20 protein-coding genes are annotated in these 15,021 nt (G+C 68.4%); 13 read left to right on the forward strand and 7 right to left on the reverse strand.

Translation table 11 applies throughout. From position 1 onward, the window contains the following. Positions 1 to 66: 66 nt before the first annotated feature. On the forward strand, positions 67 to 297 hold the full coding sequence (locus tag OHA25_RS14160) for a hypothetical protein (protein WP_327588017.1): 231 nt from the start codon (positions 67 to 69) through the stop codon (positions 295 to 297). On the opposite strand, the gene OHA25_RS14165 is transcribed toward OHA25_RS14160, so the two are convergent. Then, positions 294 to 908 carry a TetR/AcrR family transcriptional regulator gene (locus OHA25_RS14165; protein WP_327588018.1) on the reverse strand — a complete coding sequence of 205 codons (615 nt, stop codon included), beginning with the start codon at positions 906 to 908 and terminating at the stop codon, positions 294 to 296. The genes OHA25_RS14160 and OHA25_RS14165 overlap by 4 nt on opposite strands. Positions 909 to 948: 40 nt before the next feature. On the opposite strand from OHA25_RS14165, the gene OHA25_RS14170 reads away from it, so the two are divergent. The 3 genes from OHA25_RS14170 to OHA25_RS14180 all read left to right on the forward strand — a co-directional run bounded on the left by OHA25_RS14170 (position 949) and on the right by OHA25_RS14180 (position 3,599). Further along, the gene (locus OHA25_RS14170) at positions 949 to 2,226 is read left to right on the forward strand and encodes an alpha-amylase family glycosyl hydrolase (RefSeq protein ID WP_327588019.1); all 1,278 of its coding nucleotides are present in this window, start codon (positions 949 to 951) and stop codon (positions 2,224 to 2,226) included. 71 nt (positions 2,227 to 2,297) lie between these two features. Next, positions 2,298 to 3,035, forward strand: a complete 738-nt coding sequence (locus tag OHA25_RS14175; protein WP_327588020.1) for a VOC family protein — start codon at positions 2,298 to 2,300, stop codon at positions 3,033 to 3,035. Positions 3,036 to 3,194: 159 nt separating this feature from the next. Beyond that, positions 3,195 to 3,599: a hypothetical protein gene (locus OHA25_RS14180; protein WP_327588021.1), complete on the forward strand. Its 405-nt coding sequence runs from the start codon at positions 3,195 to 3,197 to the stop codon at positions 3,597 to 3,599. A gap of 143 nt (positions 3,600 to 3,742) precedes the next feature. Here the strand turns inward: OHA25_RS14180 and OHA25_RS14185 are convergent, their stop codons facing one another. Then, complete coding sequence (locus OHA25_RS14185; RefSeq protein WP_327588022.1) at positions 3,743 to 4,150, reverse strand: RidA family protein; 408 nt, start codon at positions 4,148 to 4,150, stop codon at positions 3,743 to 3,745. A gap of 71 nt (positions 4,151 to 4,221) precedes the next feature. On the opposite strand from OHA25_RS14185, the gene OHA25_RS14190 reads away from it, so the two are divergent. Further along, entirely contained in the window at positions 4,222 to 4,887 is a 666-nt protein-coding gene (locus OHA25_RS14190) for a TetR/AcrR family transcriptional regulator (RefSeq protein ID WP_327588023.1), read from the forward strand. Between the two features lie 9 nt (positions 4,888 to 4,896). Here OHA25_RS14190 and OHA25_RS14195 read toward each other — a convergent pair whose 3' ends face one another. Continuing rightward, complete coding sequence (locus OHA25_RS14195; RefSeq protein ID WP_327588024.1) at positions 4,897 to 5,871, reverse strand: helix-turn-helix transcriptional regulator; 975 nt, start codon at positions 5,869 to 5,871, stop codon at positions 4,897 to 4,899. Between the two features lie 110 nt (positions 5,872 to 5,981). Between OHA25_RS14195 and OHA25_RS14200 the strand changes: the two genes are divergently transcribed. After that, the gene (locus OHA25_RS14200; protein WP_327588025.1) at positions 5,982 to 6,377 is read left to right on the forward strand and encodes a RidA family protein; all 396 of its coding nucleotides are present in this window, start codon (positions 5,982 to 5,984) and stop codon (positions 6,375 to 6,377) included. 81 nt (positions 6,378 to 6,458) lie between these two features. Then, positions 6,459 to 6,935 (forward strand): DUF488 domain-containing protein, encoded by a 477-nt coding sequence (locus tag OHA25_RS14205; RefSeq protein WP_327590975.1) that lies wholly within the window; start codon positions 6,459 to 6,461, stop codon positions 6,933 to 6,935. Positions 6,936 to 7,009: 74 nt separating this feature from the next. Here the strand turns inward: OHA25_RS14205 and OHA25_RS14210 are convergent, their stop codons facing one another. Then, positions 7,010 to 7,519 (reverse strand): helix-turn-helix transcriptional regulator, encoded by a 510-nt coding sequence (locus OHA25_RS14210; protein WP_327590976.1) that lies wholly within the window; start codon positions 7,517 to 7,519, stop codon positions 7,010 to 7,012. Between the two features lie 181 nt (positions 7,520 to 7,700). Beyond that, positions 7,701 to 8,111 (reverse strand): VOC family protein, encoded by a 411-nt coding sequence (locus tag OHA25_RS14215; RefSeq protein WP_327588026.1) that lies wholly within the window; start codon positions 8,109 to 8,111, stop codon positions 7,701 to 7,703. A gap of 148 nt (positions 8,112 to 8,259) precedes the next feature. Here OHA25_RS14215 and OHA25_RS14220 point away from each other — a divergent pair, with 148 nt between their 5' ends. The 5 genes from OHA25_RS14220 (at position 8,260) to OHA25_RS14240 (ending at position 12,213) form a co-directional block, all read left to right on the forward strand. Beyond that, complete coding sequence (locus tag OHA25_RS14220; RefSeq protein ID WP_327588027.1) at positions 8,260 to 8,694, forward strand: GNAT family N-acetyltransferase; 435 nt, start codon at positions 8,260 to 8,262, stop codon at positions 8,692 to 8,694. 159 nt (positions 8,695 to 8,853) lie between these two features. Beyond that, the gene (locus tag OHA25_RS14225) at positions 8,854 to 9,414 is read left to right on the forward strand and encodes a hypothetical protein (RefSeq protein ID WP_327588028.1); all 561 of its coding nucleotides are present in this window, start codon (positions 8,854 to 8,856) and stop codon (positions 9,412 to 9,414) included. 64 nt (positions 9,415 to 9,478) lie between these two features. Further along, positions 9,479 to 9,943: a MarR family winged helix-turn-helix transcriptional regulator gene (locus tag OHA25_RS14230; protein ID WP_305919391.1), complete on the forward strand. Its 465-nt coding sequence runs from the start codon at positions 9,479 to 9,481 to the stop codon at positions 9,941 to 9,943. Between the two features lie 84 nt (positions 9,944 to 10,027). After that, positions 10,028 to 11,131 (forward strand): NAD(P)/FAD-dependent oxidoreductase, encoded by a 1,104-nt coding sequence (locus OHA25_RS14235; RefSeq protein WP_327588029.1) that lies wholly within the window; start codon positions 10,028 to 10,030, stop codon positions 11,129 to 11,131. Between the two features lie 176 nt (positions 11,132 to 11,307). Then, a complete protein-coding gene (locus OHA25_RS14240) occupies positions 11,308 to 12,213 on the forward strand; it encodes an LLM class flavin-dependent oxidoreductase (RefSeq protein WP_327588030.1) in 906 nt (301 codons plus the stop codon). Positions 12,214 to 12,312: 99 nt separating this feature from the next. On the opposite strand, the gene OHA25_RS14245 is transcribed toward OHA25_RS14240, so the two are convergent. Continuing rightward, on the reverse strand, positions 12,313 to 12,762 hold the full coding sequence (locus OHA25_RS14245; protein WP_327588031.1) for a DinB family protein: 450 nt from the start codon (positions 12,760 to 12,762) through the stop codon (positions 12,313 to 12,315). A gap of 145 nt (positions 12,763 to 12,907) precedes the next feature. Then, complete coding sequence (locus tag OHA25_RS14250) at positions 12,908 to 14,074, reverse strand: erythromycin esterase family protein (RefSeq protein WP_327588032.1); 1,167 nt, start codon at positions 14,072 to 14,074, stop codon at positions 12,908 to 12,910. Positions 14,075 to 14,266: 192 nt separating this feature from the next. Between OHA25_RS14250 and OHA25_RS14255 the strand changes: the two genes are divergently transcribed. Further along, on the forward strand, positions 14,267 to 14,992 hold the full coding sequence (locus OHA25_RS14255; protein WP_327588033.1) for an SMI1/KNR4 family protein: 726 nt from the start codon (positions 14,267 to 14,269) through the stop codon (positions 14,990 to 14,992). The last annotated feature ends 29 nt before the right edge of the window (positions 14,993 to 15,021 follow it).

Here is a 15,021-nt window from a genome sequence, read left to right on the forward strand (position 1 = left end):
TGCCATCGTGGTTTGAGGCAAGCACAACGTGGGCTTCCGTACCGTGGAGAAGCCTTTCCCGGACCGGTGGCTCTGCTCGATGAAACCTCCGCCGGCGCCCCGGCCCGCCTCTTATCGGATCTGCGGGCGAAGCTTGGCGACGTAGTCGCGGACTATCCCGTACGACACCTCCACCGCGCTGCGCTGGCGTCGGTGTGGTCCGCGGCGCACAAGTCGTTGTCGCCCCGGCCGTCGCAACTGGATCCGTTCATGGCGTTGATCGATCAGATGCTGCGAACCGACCTGGACGAGGCCTAGACAAGGGTGGATGGGTGGAGGGCGCTGTCGAGGGCCGATAGGGCCTGGTTGGTGAGCAGGCGGCGATGCGAGTCCGGGTAGCCGGCCTTCGACCAGGCAAGGCAGGCGGCGTCCAGGAAGCCTAGATATCCGTGCAGCGCGTAGTCCACCCCTTCCGCGTCGTCCAACTCGAGCACTTCATGAAGGAGGCGGACATACGTCTGCCGGATGCGGAGGCGGATGGCGGCGGCCTCGGCGGGCTCGCCGCTCGGCGCCAGGAACGGGCCGCGCCAGCCGGCACCCCATTCCTTGACCGTGTCCAAATAGACCCGGATGCTCGCCGCGAGCCGGTCCCGGGCCGGCGCGCGGGGACCGAGGGCGGCGTCGGCGGCACGCTGCCGGTCGAGCAGCCGGGCGACCGCGGCCTCGACTACGGCCAGGTAGAGGCTGCTCTTGCTGCCGAAGTAGCGATGCACCAGGGCTTGGGACGCTCCGGCCGCCTCGGCCACCTGGTCCACCGACACCTGGTCGTACCCGGCGCGAGAGAACGCTTCCCCCGCGGCGCGCAGGATGGCCTGCCTGCGTGCATCCTCGCCGAGCCGCTGGCGGGGCCGCCGATCCGTTCGTGGCATGCGTCGACCTTACACCCGCTACTGAGATACGCTCACTAGCGTGACGTCGTGGATCGAGCACGCCATTTGGTGGCATGTCTACCCGCTGGGCTTCGCCGGCGCCGAGCCTGCGGCCCTGCCGCCTGGCGCCCAGGTGCGCCACCGCCTGCTGCGGCTGGAGCCGTGGCTGGATTACGCCATCGAGCTGGGCTGCTCAGGCCTGCTGCTGGGCCCGATCTTCGCGTCCGAGACGCACGGATACGACACGTTGGACCACTTCAGCATCGATGCCCGGCTGGGCGACAACGAGGACTTCGACCGCCTGGTACGCGCCGCCCGCGACCGCGGCCTGCGGATCGTCTTGGACGGTGTGTTCAACCACGTGGGCCGGGGGCACCCGAAGTTCGGCGATCCGCGCTTCGCGCACTGGTTCGTGCCCGAGGGGTCCGGCCACCGCACGTTCGAAGGACACCACGGGCTCGTGACACTCAATCACGACCACCCGGACGTGCTGGACTATGTCGTACGGGTCATGGACCACTGGCTGAGCCGCGGCGCGTCGGGGTGGCGGTTGGACGCCGCGTACGCGATGCCCGCTGTCTTCTGGCGCAAGGCACTGGCGCAACTGCGCCCACTCCACCCCGGCGCCTGGATCGCCGGCGAGATGATCCACGGCGACTACGCAGACTATGTCGCCGAGAGCGGGCTGGACACCGTCACCCAGTACGAGCTGTGGAAGGCGATCTGGAGCTCGCTGAACGATCGCAACTTCTTCGAGCTCGCCTGGGCCCTGGACCGGCACAACGCCTTGCTCGCCTCCTTCGTGCCGCTCACGTTCACCGGCAACCACGACGTGACCAGGCTGGCCACCCGGCTCGACGACGAGCGACATCTCGGTCATGCGCTCGCCGTACTGTTCACCGTGGGTGGGCTGCCCAGCGTCTACTACGGCGACGAGCAGGCCTTCCAAGGGGTGAAGGAGGAGCGGCTGGGTGGCGACGACGAGATCCGGCCCGCCTTCCCGCCCGGTCCCGGCGAGCTGGACCCTGCGGGGTGGCCGGCGTATCGGCTGCACCAGCGCCTGATCGGGCTGCGGCGCCGCCACCCGTGGCTGGTACGGGCCCGCACCACCGTGCGTCATCTGACCAACACGGCCGTCGCGCTCGAAGCCGATGGCGGCGACGGCAGGTTCGTCACGCTGCTCAATGTGGGTACGGAGCCGTACCGATTCCCAGTAGATCCGGCCGGGCTTGCCATCGCCGAAACGTCGGGAGGCGGGCAGCCAGAAGACCCCTGTCTAGTGCCCGCCCACGGATGGACGATTCTCACCGGCGCCTGACTTCCCGGCGCGTGGCTGTTATGAATCGCGCCCCATCAATACAAGTTGTACGGAGGCATAGGGTTGGCGGCATGGCGACGCGGCTCGTTCAGATTGCGATGGATGCTCGGGATGACTCCGCAGTGGGTCGGTTCTGGGCGGAGGCGCTCGGCTGGAGTGTTTCCAGCGAGGGGCCCGGCGTGACCAACGTCGAGCCGGTGGGCCTCGTCTATCCGGACCCCGTCGCCGTCTACATCGACGTCGTTGCCGTTCCGGAACCTAAAACGGTGAAGAACCGCGTGCACCTCGATTTCGCGACCACGTCTGCGGCCCATCAGGCGGACCTGGTCAGCCGCCTGCGGGATCTCGGGGCGACGCCCGCCGACGTGGGTCAGGGCGACGTCCCGTGGACGGTCCTCGCCGACCCGGAGGGCAACGAGTTCTGCGTGCTGGAGCCTCGATCGAAGTATCAGGACACCGGGCCGATTGCTGCGGTGGTGGTCGACTGCGTGGATCCGCGGGCCATGGCAGGGTTCTGGGGCGAGGCGATGGACTGGACTCTGCACGAGGTGACCGACGATCATGCGGTGCTGCGCTCCGCCAAGGGGGTAGGGCCGTATCTGGAGTTCCTCCGGACACCCGGCGTGAAGACGGTGAAGAACCGTATCCATCTCGACCTCCGGCCGTACCTCGGTGACGATCAAGCGGCGGAGGTAGCCCGGCTGCGGGCTCTCGGCGCCACCGACGTCGACCTCGGTCAGGGCGACGTGCCGTGGACGGTCCTCGCCGACCCGGAGGGCAACGAGTTCTGCGTTCTCACCCCGCGCTGATACCTCTTCTCCGTGCGCGGTACCAGGATTCCCGGGCAACCACTTCTCGCCCGTGAAATCACCCGGTCGCCCGCATGTTTCATGTGACTCTCATCCCATCACCATGTGGCTCAAAGGATGCTCCACGACTCTGGTCCCATAGGGGAAAGAGGGGGTGTCATGACCGCGGTGTCGGAATTGGTCAGGAAGCCGTCGCACGTCACGGGCCGCACGTTGCGGGAGTCGGTGGAGGCGTTCGTGGCCGGCTGGAGCAAGCACACGGCGATCCCGGTCGAGGTGTGGGCGCTGCCCAAGCGTGTCGTGCCCGACGAGGTGGCCGGCCTCGCGTTCTCGGTGCTCGTCGACGCGCTCTCCGCCGTGGAGCGGGCCACGTACGTGTCGGTGGCGCTGACCGCCGGGGACACGTTGAGGCTGACCGTGTGCGAGGACGGGTTGGGGCTCGGCTCGCGGGAGGTTCTCGACCGCGGCGAGCTGCGCGCCCGCGCCGCAGCATGGGGAGGGCGGTACGACCTCGCCTCATCAACCGGCGACGGGACGACCATCACGCTGGAGCTGCCGCTGTGAGCCCAGGCCGCATCCCGGCAGCCGGTGCACGAGCTCCGGGGCCTTGAGGCACGCGGTGTACTCGGCGAGCACACCGCAGGAGGGGAGGCGGACACCGCCCGCCGACACGGGAGGTCGGCGGAGGTGTCCCAAGGGTGCCCGATTCAGTCGATGACGGCGGTGGCTTCGACCTCGACCAGCAGATCGGGTTCGCCCAGCGCCGCGACTCCCAGGAGCGTGATCGGCTTGACCGGATCGACCCCCAGCTTCGCGGCTGCCCGCGCGACACCCTCTCCCAGCAGCGGCATCTTGTCGGGTGCCCAGTCGACGACGTAGATGGTCAGCTTGGCCACGTCGTCGAAGGATCCGCCGACCCCGGCCAGCGCGGTGCCGATATTGAGGTAGGCCTGCTCGACCTGAGCGGCCAGATCTCCTTCGCCGACTCGCCGGCCCTCGGCATCGCGGGCCACCTGGCCCGCCAGGAACACCAGTTTGGACCCGGTGGCGATCGACAGTTGGCGATAGACGTCGGGTTTCGGTAGTCCGTCGGGGTTGACCAGCGTCACGGCCATGTCCGCTCCTTGAATCAGCACAGATGGTTGGGCGTTCCCCAAAACATAGCAATGCTATGTATTATGGTGCCATGGTGAGGGTGAAGGACCCGGCTGTGCGCTCCCTGCTGATCGACCGGGCCGCGCAGATGCTCGCCGTCCGGGAGCCGGTCACGCTCCGCTCGCTGGTGGCCGGAACCGGCGTCTCGTCCATGGCCGTTTACACCTATTTCGGCGGCATGGACGGCCTGTGGAAAGCCGTGCGGCAGGAGGGATTCACTCGCCTGGCGGCCCGGCTCGCCGCAGTCTCGCCGTCGGAGGATCCCGTGCGGGATCTGGCCGCCCTCGGCGCCGCGTACCTGTCCAACGCCCTGACCAGTCCCGATCTCTACCGGGTCATGTTCGACGCCGGATTCGAGCTCGAGGACGCCGTGGCCGCAGATGACACGCTGCACTGTCTGGTTCGCGGCGTCGAAAGGGCGACGGCCGCCGGTCGCTTTCGTGACGACATCGACCCGCTGGAGCTGGCTACGCAGAGCTGGACCATCGGTCATGGACTTGCATCGCTGGTCGCGACCGGCCCATTGCCGGGTCAAGCGCTCGCCCACGGCGTGCCGCTGCTGACTGCCCTGTTCACCAGCGCAGGCGACAACCCCGAGCAATGCCACCGGTCAGTCGAACGTGGTTGGCGCCCTCTGACCACCGATCACTGCGCCGAGTTCTCCGACACGGTGCCGGCAGCGATCCCGCCCCAATGATGACAACTCTCAGGATGACACCCCGTAGCGGGTGGCGATCGCGGTTGCGCGGTTGCGCAGGGAGTCGCGCAGCCACTGCGGGGCCAGGGCTTCCGCGTTCGTGCTGAGCTGCCACAGCGCCCATTCGGCGTGTCTCGGATCTTGGAAGGTCACCTCCAGCCGCAGCCAGCCGTCTGAGTCGGCTTCTTCGGCGAGGACGGCCAGAGCGGTGCCCACCAGATCCTCCCGCCGCGCCGGGTTCACCCGTACCAGCACGGTGACCTGGTCGCCGCCGGTCCGAAACCGCGTGCTGCGTTCCTGCCAGGCCCGGTCCAGATCGACCCGGTTCGGTCGCTGTGCGGGTTCGGCGAGTTCCTTGGCGGCCAAGACCCGGGACAGCCGGTAGGTACGGTCCGCGCCGGACCTCGTGGCCAGCAAGTAGCCCCGGTCGCGTACGGTGACCAGGCCGATCGGGTCCACCGTGCGCCACTCCGGGGCCTGGTCCACAGCCGCGTAGTGGATGCGCAGCTTGTGTCCGGCGAACACCGCGCGCAGGACCTCGGCCGCTATGGCGTCAGGCACCTCCTCATCGACCAGCCGACGCGAGAGGAGGTCGGTCTCCGGGTCGATGAGCAATCGCTCGGCCGCGCCGGCCGCGGTGTCCCGATAGCTTTCGGGCAGCGCGTCAACCACCTTGAGCATCGCCGAAGCGAGCGCCGAGCCGAGGCCGAATGCCTGCGCGCCGCGCCGCGATCCGGCGACCAGCAGGGCAAGGGCCTCGTCGTGGTTCAGTCCGGTGAGCTCGGTCCGGAAACCGGGCAACAACGCGAAACCGCCGTGCCGGCCGCGTTCGGCGTAGACCGGGACGCCGGCTGCGGACAGCGCCTCGATGTCGCGCAGCACGGTGCGGGTGGACACCTCCAGCTCGCGGGCCAGCGCGGCCGCGGACAGCCGGCCGTGCCGGCGCAGCAGCAGCACCAGCGAGACCAACCGGTCGGCGCGCATACGAAGAACATTATCGAAATACACGACACAGGATGTCGTGATTTGTTGGGAGGCTCATCAACCGACGGACCTGCGTAAATGTCGACGAATCGAATGGAGCTGACGCGGCAATGGAGCGAACGACGGTCAACCCGTGGGCGTGGTCGGTGGAGCTCGGGTACAACCAGGGTGAGATCGTCTCCGGGCACACCCGGACCCTGTACTGCGCCGGGCAGACCGCGATGAGCGGCGACGGCAAGCCCCAGCATGCCGATGACATGGCGGCGCAGTTGGCGCTGAGCCTCGACAACCTGGAGGCCCTGCTCGGCGAGGCCGGCATGTCCCTGGCGAACCTCGTCCGGCTCAACGTCTACACCACCGACGTCGATCGGCTCTTCGAGCACTACGGCGTGCTGGCGTCGCGGTTGGGCGCCGCCGGGGTGGCACCGTCCACCACGATGCTCGGGGTGACACGGCTGGCGATCCCCGACCTGATGGTCGAGCTTGAGGGGACCGCCGTCGCGTGATGCGACCTCGCCGCCTCCGGCAGTGCTGCCGGAGGCGGGCGGCACGAGCAGGAGGCAGGTGGGTGATTTCCGGTGCTCAGGATGGTGACCATCGGCGTCTATGGTTTCGGCGGCGAGTCCTTCCTGCAACGACTGCGGCACGCGGACGTTCGTCTGCTGATCGACGTACGCCAGCGCCGCGGTGTCCGCGGACCCGAGTACGCCTGGGCGAACTCACGCCGGCTGCAGGCGGCCCTCGCCCATGCTCGGATCGCCTACGAGCACCACCTCGAGCTCGCCCCGACCACCGAGTTACGCCGGCTCCAGTACGCCGAGGATGACCGCCAAGGGGTCGGCAAGCGCTCGCGCCGCGAGCTCGCTGCCGAGTACGCCCGCCGCTACACCACCGAGATCCTCGACCAGGCCGACCTCACGCCGATGGTGTCGGCGCTGCCGAGCAGCGGGACCGCAGCGCTGCTCTGTGTCGAGCGCGACCCCGAGGCCTGCCACCGCTCGTTGATCGCCCAGCGGCTGACCGAGCAGCACCGCGTCACGATCGAGCACCTGCGCCCGTTGTGACGCGTGAATTCCCATGACTTCGGCTGATTTCGGCGCCCTGCTGGGCGGTCTGGATGCCGGTGTTCGCGTTCAGGTCAGGCCATCTCGAGGGTGAGGGATTCGATGGAAGTCATAGCCGGCACGCCAGGTGCGGCTCGATGATCGGCGCTTCTACGATTCCTGACCGGTCGGGTCACCTGTTTCGCCACGCATGACGGCATCCCCGACGCAGCGCCCGCCGCGCGGTGCCGGTAGGCGCTGGGCGGCATGCCGACCAGCTCGGTGAAGCGCGTGCTGAAGGTGCCCAGTGACGAGCAGCCGACCGCGAAACAGACGTCGGTGACGCTGAGGTCGCCACGCCGCAGCAGAGCCATCGCGCGTTCGATGCGCCGCGTCATCAGATAGGAGTACGGCGACTCGCCGTAGGCGAGCCGGAACTGGCGGCTGAGGTGCCCGGCCGATATGTTCACGCCCCGGGCGAGCGCCTCCACGTCCAGCGGCTGCGCGTACTCCCGGTCGATCCGATCGCGGACGCGACGCAGTCGCGCAAGGTCGCTCAGGCGATGTGCCGCGGTAAGTGCGGGTCCCCATGAGGGATGACACATGAGAGAACACCTTTCATCGATGTCCGCGAGCACCTGGGCTGCATGGCGAGGTGCTCGCCGGTGAGGGTGGAGCAGACGGCGGGTGTGCCCTCGAAGACGCCCCGGCCGCCGTCCTGGCCGATGCCAGGACCGAGGTCGATGATCCGGTCCGCGTGAGCCATCACCGCCCCCGCTGAACGGCTCAGCGAACCTCCTGGATGCGGACCAGGTTGCCCGCGGGATCGCGGAAGGCGCAGTCGCGAACCCCGTACGGCTGCTCCGTCGGCTCCTGGACGACCTCGGCGTCGCGGGCCTGCAGCTTCTCGAAGGTGTCGTCGAGGTCCCGGGTGGCCAGCAGGATCCAGCCGTAGGTGCCCTTGGCCATCATCTCGGCGATGGTGCGGCGCTCGTCGTCGGTGATGCCGGGGTCGGCGGCGGGCGGCGCCAGGAGGATGGACGTGCCGGGCTGGCCGACGGGGCCGACGGTGATCCAGCGCATCTTGCCGTGTCCGACATCGGTGCGAACCTCGAAGCCGAGGGTGTCGCGGTAGAAGGCCAGGGAGGCGTCCGGGTCGTCGTGCGGGAGGACGGTCGTGTGAATGGTGATGTCCATGCCGTCACGTTAGCTGCGGCTCGGTGACCGGTGCTTCTCGAAACCTGATCGGTCCGGCCACCAGTTCACCAGGATCTTCTACCTGCGGATCAGTGCCGGGCGGCGGACCATATCTCTCGACACGGAATAGGGCTTTACGCTTGCGTGCATGAAGATCCGCCTCAGAAACCACGAGGACAGGAAAGCATGCGTTGAAGCACTCGCCCAGGTCCAGGCCGCTGACCGCTATCCCGTGGACTGGCCGGACGATCCTTGGGGTTGGCTGACGCCGGCCGACCTGGCATCGGCCTGGATAGCGGTCGAGCGAGGCACCGTACTTGGTCACGTGGGTCTTACCCGAGACGCCGAGATCGTCCGCCTGTTCGTGACCCCGGCAGCACGCGGGCGCGGTCTGGCCGGTCAACTCCTCGACTCCGTCCGCGCCGCTGTGCGGGGGCCGCTGAAGCTGGAGGTTTCCTCTGAGGGCACGGCGGCCATCGCCTTCTACGAACAGTCCGGCTGGCGCCGAGTTCGCAGCAGCCGCGCTGACTGGGTCAACGCAGCCGGTGAGCCCGCCCTGCTCCACCACTACGTGACCCCGTAGCGTCGGCGATCCTGGCCATCAGCTCGTCCAGCATCGCGCGCCCCACTGCTCAGGCGCTACGCTGCCACCGTTCGATCTTCGTTCGTCCCACCAGCACGTGGTGGCCGCGCCCGTGTCACGTGAGACGCCATCGATCCTCTGACCACATGGAGACCGTCTTTGCATGACGTCGCCCAGTTCGAAGCGCTGCTCATCGGAGGTCGTGCCGGGGTCGGCAAGAGCACGGTCGGATGGGAGATCTCCGCGCAACTGCAGGCTGCTCACATCGCCCACTGCCTCATCGAGGGCGACAACCTGGACCAGGCGTTCCCTGCCCCGCCCGGCGACCCGCACCGCACCCACATGACCGAGGCCAACCTCGCCGCCCTCTGGCGCAACTACGCCGCGCTGGGATACCGCAGACTGATCTACACCAACACCGTTTCCGTCCTGGAGTCCGACCTCATCGCCCGCGCCATGGGCGGCACGACCCGCATCACCTCGATACTCCTGACCGCTGACGACGCAACCGCCCGACACCGCCTCGGTGCCCGCGAGATCGGCAGCCAACTGGACGCGCACCTGACCCGCAGCGCCCGTATGGCCCGGCACCTGGAGAGCAACGCGCCCTCGTGGGTCGTGCGGATCCCCACCGACGGCCGCTCCGTTGCCGACATCGCACGCGACGTCATCGCTGCCACCAACTGGTCAACCGAGCAGACAGGCCTAGCGTCATCGTGATGAACCGCCGTAGGGCCATGTCCGGAAGCGGTAGTTCGTTCCACGAATTTGTTACTCTGGGGCAGTGAGCAAGCATGTTGACGGCCAGATGGGGACGGTGGCCGCGCTGGTACGGTCAACGTTCCTGGTGAATGCCGTGTACGCAGATTCCGCCCGCGAGTACGGCCTCACCCAGCAGCAGGGCCAGTTGTTGTGCGTCTTGATGGCCCAGCCGTACGGCATGAGCGAGCTGGGTGCGATGCTCGGCCTGGCCAAGTCGAGCCTGACCGGCATGGTGGACCGCAGCGAGCGCAACGGCCTGGTCCAACGCAAACCCGACCCGCAAGACTCCCGCGCGGTGAGGGTGGCGCTCACCAAGCAGGGCGCCAAGCTCGCCGACGCGTTCTACACCGAGACCTGCCGCCGCATCGATGAACTGACCTCAGGGTTCGCGCCGGCGGAGCGCGACACGCTCGCCGCCCTGCTCGGCCGCGTCGTGACGGACAACAAGGTTCCCTCCGTCTTCATGGAGCCGGATTCCATACGCTGAACCAAGAAGGAGTTGCGGTTCGTACTACGAACTAATATGGTTCGTGACACGAACTGCAGCCCTTTATGTGTTGGAGCGTAAATCATGAGTCGTACAGTCGTGGTCATCGGCGGAGGTTACGGTGGTTCTGCGGTCGCCCAGGCGCTGGACGCCGAGGCCGACGTCGTCCTCATCGACCCCCGTGACGCGTTCATCAACTCGGCCGGCTCCCTGCGGGCGCTGACCCAGCCCGACTGGGCGCACAACATGTTCTTCCCCTACGACCAGTGGCTCAGGCGTGGCACGGTGGTCCGCGACCGCGCGGTCTCGGTGGACCCCGGCGGCGTCACCCTGGCCTCGGGCCGACGGGTCGAGGCCGACTACCTGGTCCTGGCCACCGGCTCCAGCTACGCCTACCCCGCCAAGCCGTCCGCCGACTCCACAGACGAGGTCCTGGACGACCTGCTCCGGACCCACAAGGAGCTGGCCGGCGCCGAGCGGGTGCTGATCCTCGGCGCCGGGCCGGTCGGTCTGGAACTGGCCGGCGAGATCAAGGAAGTCTGGCCGCACAAGCACGTGACCATCATCGACCCCGCCGAGCAGCTGCTGGCCGCCTTCCCCGCGGAGATGCGCGAGGAGCTGCGCCGCCAGCTCAAGGAGCAGGACATCAACCTGCGGCTGGGCACCGGCCTGACCGCGCCTCCGGCGACCGAGCCCGGCCAGGCGGCGACCTTCACCGTCACCACGACCGGCGAGGAGGAGATCACCGCCGACATCTGGTTCCGCGCGCACGGCGTGCACGTCAACAGCGACTACCTCGCCGACGGCCGGCTGACGACACGTACGCCGCAGGGGCAGGTTCCCGTCACCGAAACCCTCAACGTCCACGGGCACGACGCCGTTCACGAGCGCGTCTACGCCATCGGCGACATCACCGACGTCGCCGAGGCCAAGATGGCCGGGTACGCGATGCAGCACGCCGAGGTCGTGGCCCAGAACATCATCGCCCAGCTGCGCGGCGAGCAGCCGGGGGCCACCTACCAGCCGCTGCCCCACCCGATGATCCTGCTGCCCCTCGGCCCGCGCGGGGGTGTCGGCCAGTTGCCGACCCCCGACGGACCCGCCGTCGTCCCGGCCGAGACCGTCTCGGCGTACAAGGGGGCGGACCTGTTCACCGGCCGCTTCACCGAGCAGTTCGGCGCCGCGTGACATGGATGACACGCGGCTGGGCCGCAGCGGCCGCTCCGCGTCCCGGCTCGTCCTGGGCACGATGAACGTCGGGACGGCAACCTTCGAACAGGGCAGCCACGCCATCATGGACCGTGCGCACGAGCACGGAAGCGTACGCCTGGTGAACATCTCCATTTGCACGGAAAGGCAGAACATTGTCCGCACATAACGTCGTCTTCGGTTTTGGCGCGCATTCCGGCATTGATGACATACCCGAGCTGTTGCGCATGACCCAGCAGGCCGACCGGGACGGGCTGGACATCTTCACCTTGTCAGACCATCCCTACATCGGTGAGCGCCTGGACGCCTACGCCGCACTCGGCTTCATCCTGGGGCGTACGCAGCACATCGCCGGTTTCGCCAACGTCACCAACCTGCCGACCCGGCCCGCGCCCATGCTGGCACGAACGGTGACGTCGCTGTCGGCGCTGTCGGACGGCCGGATCGTGCTCGGCATGGGTGCGGGCGGGTTGTGGGATCGCATCGCCGACATGGGAGTGCCCCGGCTGACGCCAGGCGACGCCGTGGACGCCTTCGAGGAGGCGATCGTCCTGGTCAAGCTGCTGTCGGGCGGCGGCCCTCCGGTCACCTACCAGGGCAACCACTACCAGGTCCACCAGATCGAGCCCGCTCCCGTCGCCGCGCCTCCCGTGTGGACCGGATCGGTTGGCCCGAAATCCCTGGCCGCCACCGGCCGGGTGGCCGACGGCTGGATCCCCGGCCACGCGGCCGACTGGCTCAGCGAGCGCTACCGTACCTCGCGGCCGATCATCGACGAGGCGGCGGCGTCGGTCGGCCGCGACCCGAGCGAGATCCGTACGATCTTCAACTTCCCCGGACGCATCACCGACCGGCCGCTGCCCGCCACCCGCGACCGCGACGGCCGCTGGCTCGGCGGCTCCGTCGACCAGTGGGTCGAGGAGCTGACCGGCGCCGTGCTGGAGCACGGCGCCTCGGGCTTCACCCTCTTCTCCGCCGGCCACGGCGCCCCTGACCTCACCCTGCTGGCCCGCTGGGCCCAGGAGGTCGTCCCGTCCGTCCGCGAGGCGATCGCGAAGTAGCGCGACACCGGCGCATGCTGCTCCCGGGCGGCGAGCTCGTGAAGAAAGCGGTGAGCTGACAACTCCGCGGTGCGCGCACGGCAGGGCACGCGAGCCGGATCAACGGCCGGTCTGGCCGTCGATCTGCTCGCGGATGATGTCGGCGTGCCCGGCATGGCGGGCGGTCTCCTCGATCACCGCGAGCAGCACCCACCGAAGATCGCGCGTCTTCCCGTTGCGGGTCACCGGCGCGTCCGCGTCGCCGACCGCGGCGATGATCTCGTTGCTGGCCTCACAGGCGGATCGGTACTCGGCGCGCAGGGTACGCAGCGAGACCGAGGGGTCGACCCGCATCGACCGGTCGCCCCTGGTGGCCTTTCCGCCGGCGACGATCTCCTCGAACCACATCGACTCGACGAAGGTGAGGTGCTGCACCAGCCCGGCCAGGTTGGTGCCCGAATCGACCGTGCTGCGTCGGGCGTCCTCATCGCCGAGTCCGGCCAGCTTCTTGAGAACGCCGACCCGCAGCCCGTCGAGCACCGCGCGAAGTTGTTCGACTTCGGGAGCCATGCCGAGAGCATAACCGCGGCTCCGGCACAATCGACGGGCCACCAGCTGGCGCGCCACGGGATCGAGGTCAGTGGGCGGACGGGAGACAGGGCTCGGACCGGCGGCATCCAGCCGATGGTCAGGCCAGACCGACAGCCATGTGCTGTCAACCCAGCTTTTTCAGCTCGACAGCCTGCTTGAGGAAGACGATGCCGTCGATCATGTCGAGCTGGGCCGGGTCCAGCGGGAAATAGGCGAAATCGTGGGAGATGCGCGGGGCGGGCTTCGTGATGGCCCCGGCCAGGCGGCGGGCGTCGATGAGCGAGCGGTCCCACGGGAGCGTGGACAGGATGCCCTCGACGGTGTCCGGGGGCGGGGTGTTGTCGCCGACCGTGCCGAGGGCTGAGGCCAGGAAGGCGTACCGGTCGCCCAGGTGCGTCGCGGTGATCGCGCCCGCGCTCCACCACTCCAGCAGCTGGTCGCCGAACGGCATCAAGCTCTTGTTCCGCTGCAGGTGGAGGTTGCTGGAGAAGACCAGGGCCGGGCCGTGCTCGGCGACGGCACACAGGTTGGCGGCCATCATCGCGTCCCGCAGGGCCGACAGCCGCGTCCACCGTCCCGGGGACGCGTCGGCCATCCAGTAGTGGTAGCGGAGCAGGCCGGTGGCGGCGCGCCCGTACAGTGCCGCCCGTTTCCTGTCCTCCGCGCTCAGCCGCGGCGCCTGCGTGTCGAGCAGCGCCACCAGGTCGTCGGCGATCAGTCGCAGCCGCTGGGCCTCGGCCGACTGGCCGATCGACTGGGACGGATCCATGGCCGTGGCCTCGTTCGACCACCGGTCGTCCGGGCCCAGCAGCGTGTCGAGGGTTTCCCTGGTCCAGGGGAGCGGGCCGTCGAGGAGGTCGTAGAGGGCGATGAGCGACTGGCGCGGGCTCGCCGCCCAATACTCCAGAGGGCCGTCGAACCCGAAGAACCGGAGCTTTTCGTCATGCTCCTCGTTGTACGCCCGCATCCAGCGTACGAGCTCGCGGTTGGCCCGCGACGCGCCGAAGCCGTGGCTGAAGCCGCGTTCCATGACGTCATCGAGCGTGCCCGCGCCCGTCGTGACGTAGTCGTCCACCACGAGGCCCATGAGACAGTCGCTCTCGATGGCGAACGACCGGTAGCCCTCGTGCTCGACCAGATGCCGGAAGATCTCGTTGCGCACCTCGCCCAGTTCCCCCACGAAGTGCCTGGCCTCGCCCAGGCCGAGCAGCAGGGGCTGGGCGGGCAGCGACCGGAGGAACGCCGAGACGCCCGCGCCGTCGAGCGGATGGGCTGTGTCCTTGATGTCCATAGCCTTAACAGTATCGTTGAACTTCCGGTGTAAACTTTGCCCTCTGCATACCTGCTTTTACCACGATGGACCTTCAATCGGGGATAGATCCATGAGGCCGGTGGGCCTTGATCCGAAAGTAAAGGCGAAGCCGCGTGGGCTCGTAGCGGCAGTCTTGAGGAAGGCGACTCGGGCAGCGATAGCCTCTCGGCCATGACGGCCTTCGAGGTGATTCAGGACTTCCCGGCGGCAATGGCTGACCGAGCCGGAGCGTGGAACTTCATCCGTGGGTTCGCGGCGACATGGAGGTCTCCGCTGGCCGACGGCGATGGCTGGTCCGAAGCGGACTTGGATGCCGCCGAGGCGCGACTCGGCGTGCGCCTTCCCGCAGCGCTGCGGGAGGCCTACCAGCTCTTCGGACGCCGCACCGACCTGACCAGCCTCCAAGATGTGCTGCTCAGCCCGGCGGATCTCGAAGTCAAAGATCAAGCGCTGGTGTTCCGCGTCGAGAACCAGGCTGTTGTCTTCTGGGGCATCCCGATCGCTGAGCTGGACCAGCCCGACCCTCCCGTGGTCCTCCGGATGGACCTGGCGGACAAGGGTGCCGAGAGCTGGGATAGCTGGCTGGACCGGTTCTCGCACGCCTGCCTGGAGCTCGTGTTGTCGGAGTCGCTCTTTTCCTCCGAAGACCTCGGGGACAACCGAGCGCTCGCTGAGGGCGAAGCCAGTGTGCTGGCTCAGCGCTTCACGCGGCTGCCGCTGCCCGACTACCCCACATCCCAGATGGCGGTTCCGGCCGTCCACTGGTTTGCCGACCCGGACCTCATCATCCGGGATGACCAGCGCACCTGGATCTGGGTCCGGGCCCGAACCGCTGAAGCACTCGCTCAGATCCGCACCGAGCTGCCCGGTGACTGGATGATTGACTACTCCTACTGAGCTTGCGAACTCAAGCCCTGCGAGTCTCC

This window comes from Nonomuraea sp. NBC_00507 (assembly GCF_036013525.1).
Lineage (GTDB): Bacteria > Actinomycetota > Actinomycetes > Streptosporangiales > Streptosporangiaceae > Nonomuraea.